Source organism: Rhizobium sp. JAB6 (assembly GCF_003024605.1).
Taxonomy (GTDB): Bacteria; Pseudomonadota; Alphaproteobacteria; order Rhizobiales; family Rhizobiaceae; genus Rhizobium.
The window spans coordinates 531,575-548,193 of record NZ_PYJQ01000009.1 but is presented as its reverse complement, the minus strand read 5'-3'; the positions used below and the strand labels follow the sequence as shown (position 1 = coordinate 548,193).

The 16,619-nt window shown below is 59.3% G+C and carries 17 protein-coding genes; 6 read left to right on the top strand and 11 right to left on the bottom strand.

Annotated elements, in window-relative coordinates:
- Positions 1–2: 2 nt before the first annotated feature.
- A complete protein-coding gene (locus tag C7U61_RS12615) occupies positions 3–893 on the bottom strand; it encodes a DMT family transporter (RefSeq protein WP_106998404.1) in 891 nt (296 codons plus the stop codon).
- Between the two features lie 96 nt (positions 894–989).
- Positions 990–2,099: a PQQ-dependent sugar dehydrogenase gene (locus C7U61_RS12610; RefSeq protein WP_106999082.1), complete on the bottom strand. Its 1,110-nt coding sequence runs from the start codon at positions 2,097–2,099 to the stop codon at positions 990–992.
- A gap of 568 nt (positions 2,100–2,667) precedes the next feature.
- Between C7U61_RS12610 and C7U61_RS12605 the strand changes: the two genes are divergently transcribed.
- Positions 2,668–3,870, top strand: coding sequence for a pyridoxal phosphate-dependent aminotransferase (locus C7U61_RS12605; protein ID WP_106998403.1), 1,203 nt, complete (start codon positions 2,668–2,670; stop codon positions 3,868–3,870).
- A gap of 147 nt (positions 3,871–4,017) precedes the next feature.
- On the opposite strand, the gene C7U61_RS12600 is transcribed toward C7U61_RS12605, so the two are convergent.
- On the bottom strand, positions 4,018–5,121 hold the full coding sequence (locus C7U61_RS12600; protein ID WP_106998402.1) for a calcium:proton antiporter: 1,104 nt from the start codon (positions 5,119–5,121) through the stop codon (positions 4,018–4,020).
- Positions 5,122–5,350: 229 nt separating this feature from the next.
- Here C7U61_RS12600 and C7U61_RS12595 point away from each other — a divergent pair, with 229 nt between their 5' ends.
- A complete protein-coding gene (locus C7U61_RS12595) occupies positions 5,351–5,632 on the top strand; it encodes a DUF2188 domain-containing protein (protein WP_069612638.1) in 282 nt (93 codons plus the stop codon).
- Here C7U61_RS12595 and C7U61_RS12590 read toward each other — a convergent pair.
- Entirely contained in the window at positions 5,629–6,150 is a 522-nt protein-coding gene (locus tag C7U61_RS12590; protein ID WP_181315842.1) for a GrpB family protein, read from the bottom strand. The genes C7U61_RS12595 and C7U61_RS12590 overlap by 4 nt on opposite strands.
- Complete coding sequence (locus tag C7U61_RS12585; RefSeq protein ID WP_106999080.1) at positions 6,147–7,058, bottom strand: LysR family transcriptional regulator; 912 nt, start codon at positions 7,056–7,058, stop codon at positions 6,147–6,149. The genes C7U61_RS12590 and C7U61_RS12585 overlap by 4 nt, the downstream gene beginning before the upstream one ends.
- Before the next feature lie 95 nt (positions 7,059–7,153).
- Here C7U61_RS12585 and C7U61_RS12580 point away from each other — a divergent pair, with 95 nt between their 5' ends.
- Positions 7,154–8,131, top strand: coding sequence for an SDR family oxidoreductase (locus C7U61_RS12580; RefSeq protein WP_106998401.1), 978 nt, complete (start codon positions 7,154–7,156; stop codon positions 8,129–8,131).
- Between the two features lie 140 nt (positions 8,132–8,271).
- On the opposite strand, the gene C7U61_RS12575 is transcribed toward C7U61_RS12580, so the two are convergent.
- The 4 genes from C7U61_RS12575 to trxB form a co-directional block, all read right to left on the bottom strand.
- The gene (locus C7U61_RS12575) at positions 8,272–9,384 is read right to left on the bottom strand and encodes an alkene reductase (RefSeq protein ID WP_106998400.1); all 1,113 of its coding nucleotides are present in this window, start codon (positions 9,382–9,384) and stop codon (positions 8,272–8,274) included.
- A gap of 130 nt (positions 9,385–9,514) precedes the next feature.
- On the bottom strand, positions 9,515–9,808 hold the full coding sequence (locus C7U61_RS12570) for a metalloregulator ArsR/SmtB family transcription factor (protein WP_106998399.1): 294 nt from the start codon (positions 9,806–9,808) through the stop codon (positions 9,515–9,517).
- 562 nt (positions 9,809–10,370) lie between these two features.
- Positions 10,371–11,267: a LysR family transcriptional regulator VtlR gene (locus C7U61_RS12565; RefSeq protein WP_106998398.1), complete on the bottom strand. Its 897-nt coding sequence runs from the start codon at positions 11,265–11,267 to the stop codon at positions 10,371–10,373.
- A gap of 23 nt (positions 11,268–11,290) precedes the next feature.
- A complete protein-coding gene (gene trxB / locus C7U61_RS12560; RefSeq protein WP_106998397.1) occupies positions 11,291–12,265 on the bottom strand; it encodes a thioredoxin-disulfide reductase in 975 nt (324 codons plus the stop codon).
- Positions 12,266–12,503: 238 nt separating this feature from the next.
- On the opposite strand from trxB, the gene C7U61_RS12555 reads away from it, so the two are divergent.
- From C7U61_RS12555 to C7U61_RS12545, 3 genes are read left to right on the top strand one after another with little or no spacing between them, the layout of a single operon-like run.
- On the top strand, positions 12,504–12,971 hold the full coding sequence (locus tag C7U61_RS12555; protein ID WP_106998396.1) for an Lrp/AsnC family transcriptional regulator: 468 nt from the start codon (positions 12,504–12,506) through the stop codon (positions 12,969–12,971).
- Positions 12,972–12,975: 4 nt separating this feature from the next.
- Positions 12,976–13,884, top strand: coding sequence for a glycosyl transferase (locus C7U61_RS12550; protein WP_106998395.1), 909 nt, complete (start codon positions 12,976–12,978; stop codon positions 13,882–13,884).
- A 55-nt stretch (positions 13,885–13,939) separates the two neighbouring features.
- Positions 13,940–14,854 carry a glycosyltransferase family 92 protein gene (locus C7U61_RS12545; RefSeq protein ID WP_106999079.1) on the top strand — a complete coding sequence of 305 codons (915 nt, stop codon included), beginning with the start codon at positions 13,940–13,942 and terminating at the stop codon, positions 14,852–14,854.
- Between the two features lie 9 nt (positions 14,855–14,863).
- Here the strand turns inward: C7U61_RS12545 and C7U61_RS12540 are convergent, their stop codons facing one another.
- Complete coding sequence (locus C7U61_RS12540; RefSeq protein WP_106999078.1) at positions 14,864–15,943, bottom strand: glycosyltransferase family 4 protein; 1,080 nt, start codon at positions 15,941–15,943, stop codon at positions 14,864–14,866.
- A gap of 6 nt (positions 15,944–15,949) precedes the next feature.
- The gene (gene greA, locus C7U61_RS12535) at positions 15,950–16,426 is read right to left on the bottom strand and encodes a transcription elongation factor GreA (protein ID WP_069612629.1); all 477 of its coding nucleotides are present in this window, start codon (positions 16,424–16,426) and stop codon (positions 15,950–15,952) included.
- Positions 16,427–16,619 lie beyond the last annotated feature (193 nt).

Here is a 16,619-nt window from a genome sequence, read left to right as displayed (position 1 = left end):
TTTCATACTGCCGGGCTGCGCCGGCGCGTCAATTCCGGCACCAACTCCACGGCGAGCATCGCTGCAAACATCAAGGCGCAGCCGGCATAGCCGAGCGGACGGATGGTCTCACCGAGCAGCAAGGCGCCGAGCGAAGCGCCGAACAATGCTTCTGAAGACAGGAAGATCGCCGCTTGCGGCGCGGTCGTGTAACGCTGGCCGATGATCTGCAAGGCGAAAGCCAGGCCGGAAGAAAAGATGCCGACATAAAGGATTTCGCCGAGTGCGGCACGGATATCGGCGATACTGATTGGCTCGATGGCGGCGGCAACCGCGAGTGCGAGAACCGCCGTGACGGCGAATTGCGTGGCGGAAATGCCGAGCGGCCGGCCGGTTTCGTTCACGGCAGAGCCGGCAAGCGTGATTTGCGCCGCCCAGAAGAGGGCGCAGACGACGGTCAGGAAATCGCCTGATGACAGGTGCGAGAACGAGCCGCCGGAGAGCAGATAGATGCCGCAGAGCGCCATTAGCGCCGCCGGCCAGATGACCCAATGCGGCGAGCGGCGCAGGAAGATGACGGCGATCAGCGGCACGAAGACCACGTAAAGGCCGGTGATGAAGCTGGAGTTGGTGACGGTCGTCGTCAGGAGGCCGAGCTGCTGCGTTGCCGCTCCGCCGAAGAGAGCGACGCCGATCAGCAGAAAGGCGAGCCAGTTGCGTGGCGTCAGCGGCTTGGGGGCCTTCCTGTTTTCCATCCACACGAAGGGCAGGACGACCATGGTGGCGACTGCGAATCTGAGGCCGATGAACCAGAAGGGCCCGATCGCCTTCATGGCTGTCGATTGCGCGACGAAACCGCCGCCCCAGATCGCGGCGGCAAGCAATAACAACAAATTCGCCTGTATGCGAGACATGTGCATCCTGCGGGAGGGAGAAAGAGTGAGGCGACCGTTAGCAGCTGCTTTTGCCGGCGGCAAGGCTGAAAGGCGCCAGAAGCGGAATGCTTCGCGCTAGCTTCCAGCCCTCGAAATTCTCAGGAGCGCGCCGTCGCTTTCATCGGTCGTTATCAGCAGCGCACCATCGGGCGCGACCATTATGTCGCGCATGCGGCCGAATTTTCCCTCAAACATGCGTTCCCGCTCGGTGATCTTGCCTTTGCCGTCCTGGCTCAGCCGTGAGAGCAGTTCGAACTTCAGGGCCGTGACGAGAAAATCGCCATTCCATTCGGGAAACATCTTGCCGCGATAAACGGCAATAGCGCCGGGCGCGATCGAAGGATCCCAATAGAAGCGGGGCTGCTCCATGCCGGCCTTTGCCGTGCCGATGCCGATCTTGGTGCCGTTGTAATTAACGCCATAGGAGATAACCGGCCAGCCGTAATTCTTGCCGGCTTCGGGCGTATTGATTTCGTCACCTCCCTTGGCGCCGTGTTCGGCTGTATAGAGCCTGTTCGTGGTGCTGTCGAAGGTGATGCCCTGCGGATTGCGGTGGCCCTTCGACCAGATTTCGGGCAGAGCGCGTTTGCCGCCCCTGAACGGATTGTCGGCGGGAATGCTGCCATCCGCGCCGATATGGATGATGGAGCCGGCGTCGTCATGAAAGTCCTGGGCGCGGTCCTGCTGGCCACGGTCGCCGAGGCTGACGAAGAGGCTGCCATCGCGGGCAATCGCGATCCGCGAACCGTACTGGATATTGCCGCGCGAGAGCTTATTCATCAGGAATATGCGCTTCACATCCGTCAGTTGCTTCTCGTCCGCGGAGAGTCGGGCGCGAAAGACGGCCGTGCCGCTTCCGCCGTCACTCGCCACCGAGGCCGTGAAATAGAGGGTGCGATTGCTGGCGAATTGCGGATCAAGGGCTATATCGAGCAGACCGCCCTGGCCATGCGCATAGACTTCGGGCATGCCGGAAATGGGGGCCGAGACCTTGCCGTCGCGGATAAGGCGCAAGCGGCCGGGCCGCTCGGTCACGAGGTAGGCGCCATCCGGCAGCACTTCGACCGCCCAAGGGTGATCAAGCCCCGTCGCAACCGTCTCGACCTTGACCTCCACCTTTTGCGTCTTGAACGTCTGCACCGGTTCGGCAAGCACCGATGTTGCCGTGAGCAGGGCGCATGCCATCGAGACGATCGTAAATCCGTTTCCGTCCGATCCCTTTTTGACCCCACGCATCTATTCGACCTCCCCAATAGGCTCGCTTTTGCAAGGTGGGACCGTTCGGTTGCCATTCAAGGCTGGTTGCCGAGCCGATAACGTCTTTGTGTTTTCGCTTCCGGCGGAAGGAAGCTTTTCGGATCTTTCGAACCCGTCTGAGGGTGGGGGCCTTTCCCGCGCAAGGGGCATCCGGCTTGCTTCATGAGAGTCGGATATTCATGAAGTGTCTGATCTCTATTGGAAATTTCCGCCATCTTCAGAATCTGATTCCGGCGCTTCGCGTGATGATTCAAGTTGCGAGGGGTTACGGGTCCCCAGCCGCGTGCGATCCGACCTGGGCGAAAGCGGCGCGTGGTCTCTTGGCCAGGCTTCCAGCCGGACAGAGAAGCTAACGCGCATGGCGCGGAAAGCCATGAAATAAAGCCACTGTGACGCCTTTGTGCTTGAAACGTCGGCCCATATTCGACATAGAGCTTAGCGCAGAAATCTGGTCCACAGGCTTTCTGCCATTTTCAACCGAATAGGACCGATCACCATGGCCTTTCTTGCCGACGCTCTTTCCCGTGTAAAGCCTTCTGCCACCATCGCCGTTTCCCAGAAAGCGCGCGAGCTGAAAGCAAAAGGACGCGACGTGATCGGCCTCGGCGCCGGTGAGCCGGATTTCGATACGCCCGATAATATCAAGAAGGCCGCTATCGACGCGATCAACCGCGGCGAGACGAAGTACACGCCGGTCTCCGGCATCCCGGAACTGCGCAAGGCGATCGCCGCCAAGTTCAAGCGCGAGAACAATCTGGACTATGCTCCCGAGCAGACCATTGTCGGCACGGGCGGCAAGCAGATCCTGTTCAACGCCTTCATGGCGACGCTGAACCCAGGCGATGAAGTCATCATCCCAACGCCTTACTGGGTGTCCTACCCGGAAATGGTGGCGCTGTGCGGCGGCACGCCGGTTTTCGTCGCAACGACCCAGGCCAACAACTTCAAGCTTCAGCCGGCCGATCTCGAAAAGGCGATCACGCCGAAGACGAAGTGGTTCATGTTCAATTCGCCGTCCAACCCATCGGGCGCTGCCTATTCGCATGCCGAACTGAAGGCGCTGACGGACGTGCTGGTCAAGCATCCGCATGTCTGGATCCTGACCGACGACATGTACGAGCACCTGACCTATGGCGATTTCAAATTCGCCACGCCGGTCGAGGTCGAGCCGAGCCTCTATGATCGCACGCTGACGATGAACGGCGTGTCGAAAGCCTATGCGATGACCGGCTGGCGTATCGGTTACGCTGCCGGCCCGCTGCAGCTGATCAAGGCCATGGACATGATCCAGGGCCAGCAGACTTCGGGTGCGACCTCGATCGCCCAATGGGCTGCCGTCGAGGCGCTGAACGGCACGCAGGATTTCATTCCGCGCAACAAGAAGATCTTCGAAGGCCGCCGCGATCTCGTTGTATCGATGCTGAACCAGGCGAAGGGCATTTCCTGCCCGGTTCCGGAAGGCGCTTTCTACGTCTATCCGTCCTGCGCGGGTCTCATCGGCAAGACGGCTCCGACCGGCAAGGTCATCGAGACGGATGAGGATTTCGTCTCCGAACTGCTGGAGTCGGAAGGCGTTGCCGTCGTGCACGGCTCGGCCTTCGGCCTCGGCCCGAACTTCCGCATCTCCTACGCGACCTCGGAAGAGCTGCTTGAGGAAGCTTGCCGCCGCATTCAGCGTTTCTGCGCCGCCTGCAAGTAAGCGGCTGAAGATAAGCCAAATGAAGCCCGCCGTCGCATGGGCGAGGGCGGGCTTTTCGCATTCCGGTTGGCGGTTTCGACTTCAGCAACTGATTCAAGCGCTTCGCAATTTGAATCTGCCAGTCGGCGTAAGTCCTTGAAATCGGAATCAAAGACCGAGCGCCGTCAGCATGATGAAGGTGGCGAAGAGGATGAAATGGGTCATGCCTTCGATGGCGTTGGTTTCGCCGTCATTGAGGTTGATGGCGGCGACGATCAGCGTGATCATCACCATGACTGTCTGCACCGGCGACATGGCCATGATGAAGGGCTGGCCTGTATAGAGCGCAATCGCCTCCATGACCGGCACCGTCAGGATGACGGTCGAAAGAGACGCGCCGAGGGCGATGTTGACCGTCGCTTGCATGCGGTTTTTGAGGGCTGCCCTCAGGGCGGTCAAAATTTCCGGTGCTGCCGATATGGCGGCAACGACGATTGCGGCGATGGCGGGCGGTGCGCCCGTGCCCTTGAGGCCTGAATCCATGAAGGCCGACATGAATTCCGCCAAAGCGCCGATCAAGACGACGCCGAGCAGGATCGTGACGATCGAGGTGGTCGTGGATTCCTCTTCGTGATGCGCTTCGGTCTCGGCTGCTGCGAGCTTTTTTTCGGCGCGCGGATAACTGTAGCTGAAGAAATAGCTGTGCCGGCCGACCTGCATGCGCAGGAACAGCGCATAGAGGGCAATCATCGCAACGATGGTGAAGGCGGAATAATAATGCCATTTCGCATCGGGAATAAACTCCGGCACGATCATCGAAATGCCCATGGCGGTCAGGATCATCACGCCGTAGGTCCGGCTGGAATCGTCGTTATACGGCTGTTCGCCATGCTTCAGCCCGCCGAGGAGGGCGGCAAGGCCGAGGATGCCGTTGATATCGAGCATGACGGCGGCGTAGATGGTGTCGCGCACCAGCGTCGACGAACTCTCGCCGCTCATCATGATCGCAAGGATGATGACCTCGACGGCAACGGCGGAAAGGGTGAGGATCATCGTGCCGTAGGGGTCGCCGACCTTGACGGCGAGGGTCTCGGCATGATGGGCAACGCGCATCGAGGCCAGCACAATGGTCGCGATCAGTGCCGCGGCTGCGATCATTGATGCGGCCTGGCCCATTTCCAGAATGGAATGCTCGCCGGCATAGGCGACAACGGCGATTGTCAATGCCACCAACAGGTTTCTTTCCTGCCTAAACCACTTCGCTATGATCACTTTCCCACCCTTTGCGCCGGTTCACGGTTGCACTCTAAAGCAAGGATTTCGCACATCAAGCTTGCTAGGAAGAGGGCGAAATTTGCAGTTAACGCGGTTTAATGGAATACTGCGCGGATAGGTCTGCCCAACCACAACGCCGCGGCATTCTCGAATCCGCCTCAGATGCACGCGATCCCGCCGGTAATGTCCGGTCCGAAGGTCTTGGCAGATGAGAAGGAGGGTCTGAATGGTCAAGGTCGTTTACGAAATCGTGCCGCATGACGGTGGATGGGCTTATCGCTTCCGCGATGTTTATTCGGAAGCGTTTCCAACACATTCCGAGGCCGTGGAGGCCGCCAGGATCGTGGCGGCGGAACAGCAAATCGGGGGAGATTCAGCCGAAATCAGCTGGCAGGACGAGAGCGGCAAATGGCATGAGGAATATGCCGACGGCGGCGACCGACCGGAAACGGAAGTCATCGATGGTCAGGTGCATTTCCCGCCGGTCGATACTGCTCCCGGCGCTTAGCCTTTCGGGTTGTCTGACGCCTTTTCGATGATCGCGTCGACAAAGTAGCGTTTTTCGGCGGTGTAGCGATCGCCATCATGCCGATGCGTTTTGGCGAGCTTCAATTTCAGCGCGGCGTAGGCTGCTGCTTCCGTGGGATGCGCCCGAAGATAATCGCGAAAGATTACCCTACGCTCATGGGTCCGGTTGTTCGGCGGGCAGAGATAGATGCGTTCCGGCGGCTTGCCGTCGCGCCGCATGAATGCCCAGACATCGTCGTCGTAGCGATTGCCACGCGGTTCATAATTCTCCGTCAGAAGAATCTGGGTCGCCGACGGGACATCGGCTGAGCTTCGCAGGATGATGTCGATATCGATAAGCGGCTTTGCGGCAATGCCGGGAATGGATGTGCTGCCGATGTGCTCAATCGCCATGGCATAGGGACCCAGCAATCCCTCAAGCTTGTCGCGGATGCGTGCGTAATCGTCCGGCCAGCGCGGATCGTATGGCACCAGTTCCACCGCCGCTCCCAGGGTCAAGATCCATTCTCCGCATTGTTTTCCTTGATGTAATCAAGCAAACCGGTGACGAGGGCATCGAATGTCGCGCGGCAGCGTGGCGATGTCTTCAGGTTTTCATGCATGACGATCCAGGTGTCGATCTCGACCGTTATTTCCGGCAACAGCTGCACGAGGTTTGAATCGCGGCTTGCCAAGGGGATTTGAAGGAAGCTGATACCGATGCCGGCGCGCAGGGCGTTGTGCAGAGCGATGCTGTGATCGGAACGAAAGCTGAAGGAGATGCCTTCGAGCATCGGATAGCGCTTCAGCATCATGCGGATATAGGCTGTCTGGCGATCGAAGCCGATGAACTTGTGCCGGCGCAATTCCCTGACGGTCTCGGGCTTGCCGTACCGCTCGATATAGCTGCGGTGAGCGAAGAGGCCGAGTGAGATGATGCCGATATGCCGGGCGAACAGTGCTTCTTGCGCCGGCGCGACCATGCGCACGGCGATATCGGCCTCGCGCTGCAGCAGATCTTCGACCGTATCGGAGGCTGAAAGCTCCACGATCAGATCGGGATAGCTTGCCTGCAGCTTGGCAAGGATCGGCGGCAGCACTTCGGCACCGATGACCTCGCTCGCGCTGATGCGTACGGTGCCGCTGACCTTGTCCTTCGAACCGGAGGCCGCGCGCAGCAGAGCAGCGGCCGTGCTGGCCAAAGTCTCGGCATAGGGTTTCAGAACCATGGCGGCATCGGTCGGCAGCAGGCCCTGTTGCGAACGCGTGAACAGCTCCGCGCCGACCGCTTGCTCCAATGCGAGGATATGGCGACCGACCGTCGGCTGTGTCAGACCGAGCTCGCGCGCCGCAGCCGAAAGTGAGCCGTGCTCCAGCACGGCAAGAAAGGTGCGATAGAAATCCCAGCTTGGCTCAGCGAGTCGCATCATACATTTATGTATAGCATCTGCAAAATTTTCGGCAATTTCGTTTATCGCCAGTCCGAGGCATAGTCACCTCATCGAAACCGATGGAGATGACGATGAGCAACAACATGGAAAACATGAAGACAGCCTTGATACTCGGCGCGACCGGCGGCATTGGCGGTGCCGTGGCAGACGGGCTTGCGCGCCGCGCCTGGCGCATCCGGGCGCTGAACCGCAATGCGGCCGAGGCGGCTCGCCGTCAGCCTGAATTCGACTGGCTCCAAGGTGATGCCATGCAGGCGGACGACGTTCTGAGAGCCGCGCAAGGTGCGGATGTCATCGTGCATGCGGTCAACCCACCCGGCTATCGCAATTGGGGGAAGGTCGTCCTGCCGATGCTCGACAACACCATTGCGGCCGCCAAGGCGGTCGGCGCACGCATCGTGCTACCAGGCACAGTCTATAATTTCGGCCCCGATGTGTTCCCGCGTGTGACCGAGGAGAGCGCGCAACGGCCGAAGACCCGCAAGGGCGCAATCCGCGTGGAGATGGAGCGGCGTCTCAGAGCGGCAGCCGAGCAGGGCGATAGCCCGGTCATCATCGTTCGCGCCGGCGATTTCTTCGGCGGCTCTCGGGCCAACAGCTGGTTTTCTCAGGCGATGGTGACGCCGGGCAAGTCGATCGGCTCGATAACTTATCCGGGCAGACGCGGGGTCGGCCACCAATGGGCCTATCTGCCTGACGTAGCCGAGACCATGATCCGGCTGATCGAGAAGGGCGACGAACTGCCGTCCTTCGCCGTCTATCATATGCGCGGTCACTGGGATGGAGACGGCAGACAGATGATCGAAGCCGTGCAGCGCGTCCTTGGGCGCAAGGTGAAGGTGAAGGCGTTCCCATGGTGGATAGTGCCGCTGGCCGCTCCCTTTGTGACCTTGATGCGGGAACTGCGCGAAATGCGCTATCTCTGGGACGTGCCGCTGGAGATGCGGAATGACAGGCTGGTGGCTGTTCTCGGCGAAGAACCACACACGCCGATCGACCAAGCGGTGAGGGCAAGCCTGGCCTCGATCGGCTGTCTGCCCGCGGCTTGAGCCGCCAATCGGACGTCAAGTTCGGCAGGAGCATTGATTGCGACAGCGAGTGGAAAAGCCCCGCAACATCTCGTTGCGGGGCTCATTGTTAGCTTCATGCTAAGCTTTGCCGCTGGTAGGCAGATCGGCGCCGACACGGCTTACGCGGCATCGTCCAGCATCGGATAATCGGCGTAGCCCTTGGCTCCGCCGCCATAGAGCGTCGCCTGGTCCCATTGGGCGAGCGGTGCATTTTCCTTCAGGCGACGCACGAGATCCGGATTCGAAATGAACGGCTTGCCGAAGGCCACGACATCGGCCTTGCCGCTGTCGACGGCCTCGATCGCCATTTCGCGGGTGTAGGCATTGTTGACCATCCAGCCGGCGGTGCCGCCTGCAGCCTTGTAGGCCGCCCGAAGAGCGTCGTAGTCGAAGGGCAGGAAGTCGCGTTTGCCACCGGTCTGGCCTTCGATGACATGAATATAGGCGAGGCCATACTTCGCCAGGCGTTCTACGACATGGGTGAAGAGCTGCTGCGGAGCCGGATCGCTGGCATCGCCGGACGGCGTGACGGGAGAAATACGGATTGCCGTGCGGCCGGCGCCCACTTCCTTGGTGACGGCGTCGACCACTTCGAACAGGAAGCGTGCACGGTTTTCGATCGAACCGCCATATTGGTCGGTGCGATCGTTAATATCGCCGCGCAGGAATTGGTCGATCAGGTAGCCGTTGGCGCCATGGATTTCGACCCCATCGAATCCGGCATCGATGGCGGCACGGGCGGCCTTGCGATAGTCTTCAACGATGCCCGGGATTTCCGAGGTTTCCAGGGCGCGCGGCTCGGAAACGTCGGCAAAACTGCCGGTGCCGTCGCTATGGACGAGATAGGTCTTGGAATTTGCAGCTCGCCTGGAGGTGGAGGATACCGGCTTGCCGCCATTCGGCTGCAGGGTCGTATGAGAGATACGGCCGACATGCCACATCTGCACGACGATCTTGCCGCCATTGGCGTGCACGGCATCTGTCACCTTCTTCCAGCCATTAAGCGCTTCCTTGCTGTAGAGGCCGGGAACGTCGGCATAGCCCTGGCCCTGATGGGTGATCGCGGTTGCTTCGGTGATGATCAGGCCTGCGCTGGCACGCTGAGCGTAATATTTGGCGTTCAGCTCGTTCGGCACGGCGTTCGGCGAACGGTTGCGTGTCAGGGGCGCCATGACGATGCGGTTGGCGATGGAAATGTCACCTAGTTTCGTCGGTTCGAACAATTTGGTCATGGGGTAGTCCTTTCTGTGAGGGGGAAGAAAGAGAAGCGGAGGGGTCAGGAAGAGGGGCGCGCCTCTTCTTTTTCGGTCGCGCTGGTGGCGAAGGAAATCGGCGCGAGCAGGAGGAGCGCAAGGGGCATCTTCACAGTTCCTTCTGCATGGCTGCGAGGAACTGAGCGATGGTTTCCTCGTTGCGCTTGTAGAAAATCCACTGACCAAGGCGCTTGGTCGTCACTAGGCCGGCGCGGTGGAGCGTGCCGAGGTGGGCCGAGACGGTGGACTGCGAGAGACCGCAGCGCTCGAACTGGCTGGCGCAGACACCAAGCTCCAGAGGGTGTTCCTGTGTCGGAAAATGCTTTTTCGGATCTTTCAAGTGGTTGAGGATTTCGAGCCGGGCCGGATTGGCCAAGGCCTTCAAGATCTCGTTCTTGTCCATGGTGTTTACCGAGCAGTATCGAATAATTACGATTTATGTATCGACGATTTTCGATATATCAAGGTCCGCGCAAAATTTTATCTTTTGCATGGCAGGCGGAGGAGTGCTTAGAAAATGGGCAAAAAAAGAGGGCCACCGGTATGAACCAGGGCCCTTATAGGTGTGAAGGTCAAAACCTCCAGAGGGGAACAGCCAATGCGGTGGAACTGGGAGGAAAAGCCACCATGTGCATCAGCTGTGTGCGTTATGATGCTAATTTGTGCAGTGCGCAATGCTTTTTTGTGCATGGCAGTTATGCGTTTGCAACGTTTGGGACAAAAGAGCAAAAAAAAGGGCCTCCGGAATGAACCAGGGCCCTATAGGTATGAAGGTCAAAAACCTCCAGAGGGGAACAGCCAATGCGGTGGAACTGGGAGGAAAAGCCACCGTGTGCATCAGCTATGTGCGATATGGTAGTTAAATGTGCAGCCTTCAACTCTCATTTGTGCATATCAGCTATGCATCATATGCGTGGCTGATCTCCTGCCCCGAAAAAGAGTTGGTTATCAGTGGCTTACCTTTTTCAGAAATTCCAGTTGCGCGCTTTTGCGACGATAAAATCACGGAAAACCTTGAGCTTAGCCGCATTCTTCATTTCGTCTGGATAGCAGAAATAGGTGTCGAAGGATGGTACGTCCGCATTGATCGCGAGCTGAATGAGTCCGGGGTCGCGGCCGACGATATAGTCAGGCAGTACCGCGATGCCGATGCCGAGCAGGCAGGCGCGCTTGATCGACGTCTGGCTGTTGATCTGCAGATGCGGAATGCGCTTGTTGTCGGACGAGCGGCCGGCAATCTCCAGCCAGTTGACATCGAGCAGGTAGTTCGGTGCGGGTTCGCCGAAGCTGATGATGCGATGTTCGTCCAGATCCTCAACCGACTGCGGCTCTCCGTAGCGGTTGATATAGGAGGGGGCCGCATAGACATGCATATGTACGGTGAAGAGCTTGCGCTGGATCAGATCGGACTGCTGCGGCTGCCGCAAACGAATGGCGCAATCCGCGTGGCGCATGTTCACGTCCAACTCCTCGTTGTCGAGGATGAGCTGAATCTGCATATCCGGATAGAGCTGCAGGAATTCCTGGATCTTGTCGGTGAGCCAGCCCTGGCCGAGGCCGACCGTGGTCGTTACGCGCAGCTTGCCGCTCGGCTTGTCGGTCGTCTCGGTCAGTTGCATCTTGACCGTTTCGAGCTTCAGCAGAACGTCATGGGCCGTGCGATAGAGCAGTTCGCCCTGTTCCGTCAGGATGAGACCGCGCGCATGGCGATGAAAGAGTTTTATGCCGACATCCTGCTCGAGAGCGCTGACCTGCCGGCTGATGGCGGATTGGGACAAATGCAGCTTATCAGCCGCATGCGTGAACGAACCCGCTTCGGCCGCCGCGTGGAAGATACGCAGCTTGTCCCAATCCAATGGCATGCCGTTTCCCCTCATCGGCTGCATCACTCCGCAGCCACGGCGACGGGCATGTGCCCGGTCAGATAGCGTTCCGCCTCAAGTGCCGCCATGCAGCCCATTCCCGCTGCGGTGATCGCCTGGCGGAACGTATCGTCGGTCACGTCGCCGGCGGCATAGATGCCCTCGACGCTGGTCGCGGTCGAATCGGGAGCGGTCCAGAGATAGCCATTGTCCTTGAGCTTCAATTTGCCCTTGAAGAGTTCGGTTGCCGGCGCATGGCCGATGGCAACGAAGACGCCGTCGATCGGCATCTCCGTAATGGCACCCGTATGCGTATCGCGCAGGCGCGCACCCGTGACCGATGGCGGCATTGGCGGCTTGGCCGGCGTGCCGGTGATCTCGGCAATCTCGGTGTTCCAGAGAATCTTGACGTTTGCCTTGGCGAACAGGCGCTCCTGCAGGATCTTTTCCGAACGGAAAGTATCGCGGCGATGCACCACGGTCACCGATTTGGCGATATTGGACAGGTAGAGGCCTTCCTCGACGGCGCTGTTGCCGCCGCCGACCACGATCACATCCTTGTTGCGATAGAAAAAGCCGTCGCAGGTGGCGCAGGCGGAGACACCAAAGCCCTGGAAATGCTGCTCGCTTTCGATGCCGAGCCACTTCGCCTTGGCGCCGGTGGCAATGATGAGGGTGTCGGCCGTCCAGACTTGGCCACTGTCGGTATTGGCGACGAAAGGACGCTTGCTGATATCGACTTCGGTCACGAGATCGTTGACGATCTCGGCGCCGACATGCTGGGCCTGCTGCAGCATCTGCTCCATCAGCCACGGACCCTGAATGGGATCGGCGAAGCCCGGATAGTTCTCGACATCGGTCGTGATCATCAGCTGGCCGCCCTGTTCGAGACCGGCGATCAGAACGGGCCGCAGCATCGCGCGCGCGGCATAAACCGCGGCTGTGTAACCGGCTGGGCCGGAACCGATGATGAGCACCTTCGTGTGGCGGGCAGGCATAGGCAGTCCTTTCAATTTCGGCGATTGCGAAACCGCGGCTTCAAGCGCGCAAAGCAGGCGATTTCGCGATCCGCGGCTTCATTTATGATTGGCTTATGCATTTATTCAAGGGCAGCCTTGCATTACACACAGAGCAAATCTGCTTAGTGTAAGAATCAACTACGCGGGAGAAACTTTCTTGCGTATTTTCCTGCCTTATATAGAAGCTGGCGGAGGGGAATTAAAGAAAGGCAAAAAAGTGCTTCGCGCTGAGCTCGATGCCATCGATATCAAGATTCTGCGGGAACTCCAGCGAGACGGGCGGATGACCAACGTCGAACTCGCAGACCGGGTCGGCATTTCGGCGCCTCCATGCCTGCGCCGTGTGCGCAAATTGGAAGAGGCCGGCGTCATCGAAGGCTACCACGCCATGCTGAACAGCCCGAAACTGGGCTTCGATCTCGTGGCCTTCTGCATGGTCGGCCTGAAGCATCAGTCGGAAGCGAACCTCAAGGCTTTCGCCACCGCAACTTCGGCGTGGCCGCTCGTTCGGCAGGCATGGATGGTATCCGGTGACAGCGATTTCCTGCTGCACTGCGTTGCGGAAAATCTTACCCGTTTCCAGGATTTCGTCATTGAGGTTCTGACGGCGAATGAACATGTCGACACCGTGCGCACCATGCTGACTATCCGGCAAGTCAAGAAGCTCGGCCTGGTGGAGCTCTAGGCGAATGGCGGATCGCCCCTGGCACCGGTCGCTGATCAAATCCGGCGTGCGCCTCTTTCTTGGCGGCTCGCGGGCTCATGTGCAGGACTGGTTTCCGGGGCTCAGCATCGTCCGCAGCCAGAATGTCAGCAAGGTGCTTTACCGCGGCGCCAAGGTCGCAAGCCTCGCCGGCATGGATCGTCTGCGCGAACGCTGTGGCGATGCGATCTATATCGTGGGGTCAGGTCCATCGATTCGCGATTGCGATCTGAGCGGCCTGGAATTCCGCAGTGCCATTCTTCTGAATGGTGCGATCCGCTTGTCCGGCGACCCTATCGCCGAGCCATTGGCGATTGCCGTCGAGGATGAGCGATTTGTCTGGCGCCATCTCGCTATGCTGCGCGAGAAGGTGGCTCCCGGTTCGCTTTGCCTGTTTTCCGTATCGGTGCTGCGCGCGCTGTGCGAGATCGACAAAAACTGGCTCGCCGACAAGACGATCATTTTGATCGACGATATCCGCAAGCCCTACGGCGCGCGGCGCCGCTCCCTCGACGATCTCAAAAAGCTGCAATATGTGCGGTTGGATGCCGATGGTTCGGCGGGTTTTTCTCTTTCGCCTGATCGCGGAGTTTTTCTGGGCGGTTCCGTCGCTGTCTCGGCGCTGCAATTCGCTCTTTACTGTGCAAGACATCAAGTCGGCTTTCTGGGGATCGATATCTCCAATGCCGGCGAGCCCCGCTTTTACGAGACTGCCGGAGATACCGCTTTTTCCGGCATTGCGCGCGCCGAAGCCCGCATCATCGAGCATCTCGTCCTTGCTCGGCAGATCGCTGCTGAGCGCGGCGTCTCTTTCGTCAATTATTCCCATGTTTCGGCGTTGCTCAAATATGATTTTGGTTACGACGACAGGTTCGCATTGAAGCCGCAGGCGTGATCTTTGCCGGAGGCGGCGAGCCTGCTTTGAAATTAAGGTCGATGGAATGAAGCTTATGCACTGGTTGAAACCCAAGGCGTCCGACGCCAAGAAGCTATCCATCGATCCGCCCGAGCCAAGGGCAGGGCGCCATGGCATCGCCATTGCCGCCTGTGTGAAGAACGAGGCTCGTTATATCGAGGAATGGGTGCGCTTCCATCAGGCGGTCGGCATTCGCCACTTCTATATCTATGATAATGGCTCGACGGACGAGACATGTTCGCATCTTCGAAGCCTGCTCTCCGAAGATGCGCTGACGATTATTCCCTGGGCGGGGCGCATGCGCGATGCGGCGACATCGGTGGTGCTGAACGGCCAGGTCATCACCTTCGCGCATGCCATTTTGAATTTCGGTGGTGATTATCGCTGGATGGCGTTCATCGACGTCGACGAATTCCTCCTGCCGAAAGAGGCCGCGACGGTCGAGCAGGCGTTGGAAGCTGCCGGCGATTTCCCGAATGTCTCGCTACCCTGGCACATGTTTGCAACCAGCGGCCATGAGACTCCGCCGGATGGCCCTTTGACACTGAACTATACGATGCGCGGTGCCGATCCCATGACATCGAAGGAAAACGTCTGCAATTTCAAATGCATCGTCGATCCATGCGAAGTAACGGAGGTCAGTGTGCATCAGTTCCGGACGCGGGCATATGGCGATCTGACGGCCAACGACGCGGGCAAGCGGTTTAGCCGGCGTGCGCGAAAATCCCCGGAGTTCTATTCGAACCGTTTTCTGCAGCTGAACCACTATTACACGAAATCCCGGCAGGAACTGATGGAGAAGCTGGCGCGGGGTTGGACCTATGACGCGAATGCGATGAAATATCGGGACAAGGTCCTCTCTATTGTCAAAAGCCTTGAGGAGGACTTGGTGGAGGATCGTTCGATGATCGATTTCATTGAGCGCAACCGCATCGATCTTGGTCGCTGACCCAGCCGCTCACGTGTTGGCGACGAGCAGCCGCTTGTAGACGTCGCCGATGGCGGTCGCTTCCTTTTCCAGCGCGAATTCGCTGCGCACATGGCGCACGGCATTTTCCCCCTGGCGGAGCGTTTCCTCCGGATTGGCAAGATAGAATGCAATCGCCTTGGTCAGGGCTTCGCCATCGCCTGCCGGCACGATGGTGCCGGTTTCGCCGGGCACGATCATTTCGGCATAGGCGCCGGCATCCGAGGCGACGACGGCGGTGCGGGAGGCCATGGCTTCCAGCGGCGTGAGACCGAAACCCTCGTTGCGGGAAGGGGCGACATAGAGAGTGGCGCGGCGATACCAGGGCTTGATATCGTCGACTTCGCCCATGAAGCGGATGCGATCGCCAAGGCCGGCTGCCACTACCAACCTCTCCAGCTCATCGCCAAAGCCGCGATGCTCTGATGTCACGCGGCCGCAGACTACCGCTGTCCAGTCCGGATAGCGCGGCAGAAGCTCGATCACCGCTTTGACGAAGAGATCCGTGCCCTTTTGATGGCGGACGCGGCCGAAGCAGCCGATCAGATAGGTGCCGGGCAGGTCGGTTGCGGCCATGCGGTCGCTTGACGTCTCCGGTGGATGAAAGCGATTGAGATCGACGCCGTGCTGGATGACGGTGTGCGGCACTTCGAGGAAGCTGCCGGAGCGGGTGCTGGTGGCAATGACCGCGTCCATGCGGCGGATCAGCCAGCGCGTATAGCCGGTATGGCGGCGCTGGGCGGCCGAGGTAAAGACGAGCTTGAGGGGCATGCGCAGAACGGAGCGTAACAGCAAACCCACCAGCATTTCGTTGTTGCGGCGGGCATGCCAGATACGCACACGATAGCGGCGCGGCTTGATCCAGAGACCGGGAAGCCGGAACCAGCCGAGCTTCGGCAGGTCTTCCGGCAGGCCAGGGCCGAGTGTGGCGATATGATAGCCAAGTTCGACCTGCTTGGGGATCAGTTGCACGATTGTAGACGTAACGCCGGAAAGCCGGCGTTTGAAATTCGTTGCTATGATTTCGATCTCGCGGAGATCGGCCGCATGCGCTGACTCGCGATCGCGCACGGGCAATCAGCCCCAGGAGACGGAGAGGATTTCGTAAGCCTTGGCGCCGCCGGGAGCATTGACCTCGATGGAATCGCCGACTTCCTTGCCGATCAGGGCGCGGGCGATCGGCGAGGAGATGGAGATGCGGCCTGCCTTCACATCGGCTTCCTGATCGCCGACGATCTGGTAGATCTTCTCTTCTTCGGTGTCTTCGTCGACGAGCTTGACCTTGGCGCCAAACTTGATCTTCGAGCCCGACATCTTGGTGAGATCGATGACTTCGGCGCGCGCCGTCAGATCTTCGAGCTCGGTGATGCGGCCTTCGTTGTGGCTCTGGGCTTCCTTGGCTGCATGGTACTCGGCATTTTCGGAGAGGTCGCCATGGGCGCGCGCTTCTGCAATTGCCTCGATGATTCGCGGGCGCTCTTCCTGCTGACGCCAGCGCAGTTCTTCCTGCAGCTTGACGAACCCGTTTTGCGTCATCGGTACTTTTTCAACCATTTTTCTTATCCTTCACTCCCTGTGTTGCTCTGCTGCAGACACAAAAGAAAACAGGTCCCGAAGGGGTACTTCGGAACCATCCAGAGCCGTAATTCTGTCATCTATAGCAGATTGCGACAGACGAATGCCAGAAAATTCGAAGGTTTAAGGAAAAGCTCCTGTTGAAGCTCCCTGACCATTCCGCCACCCGGCC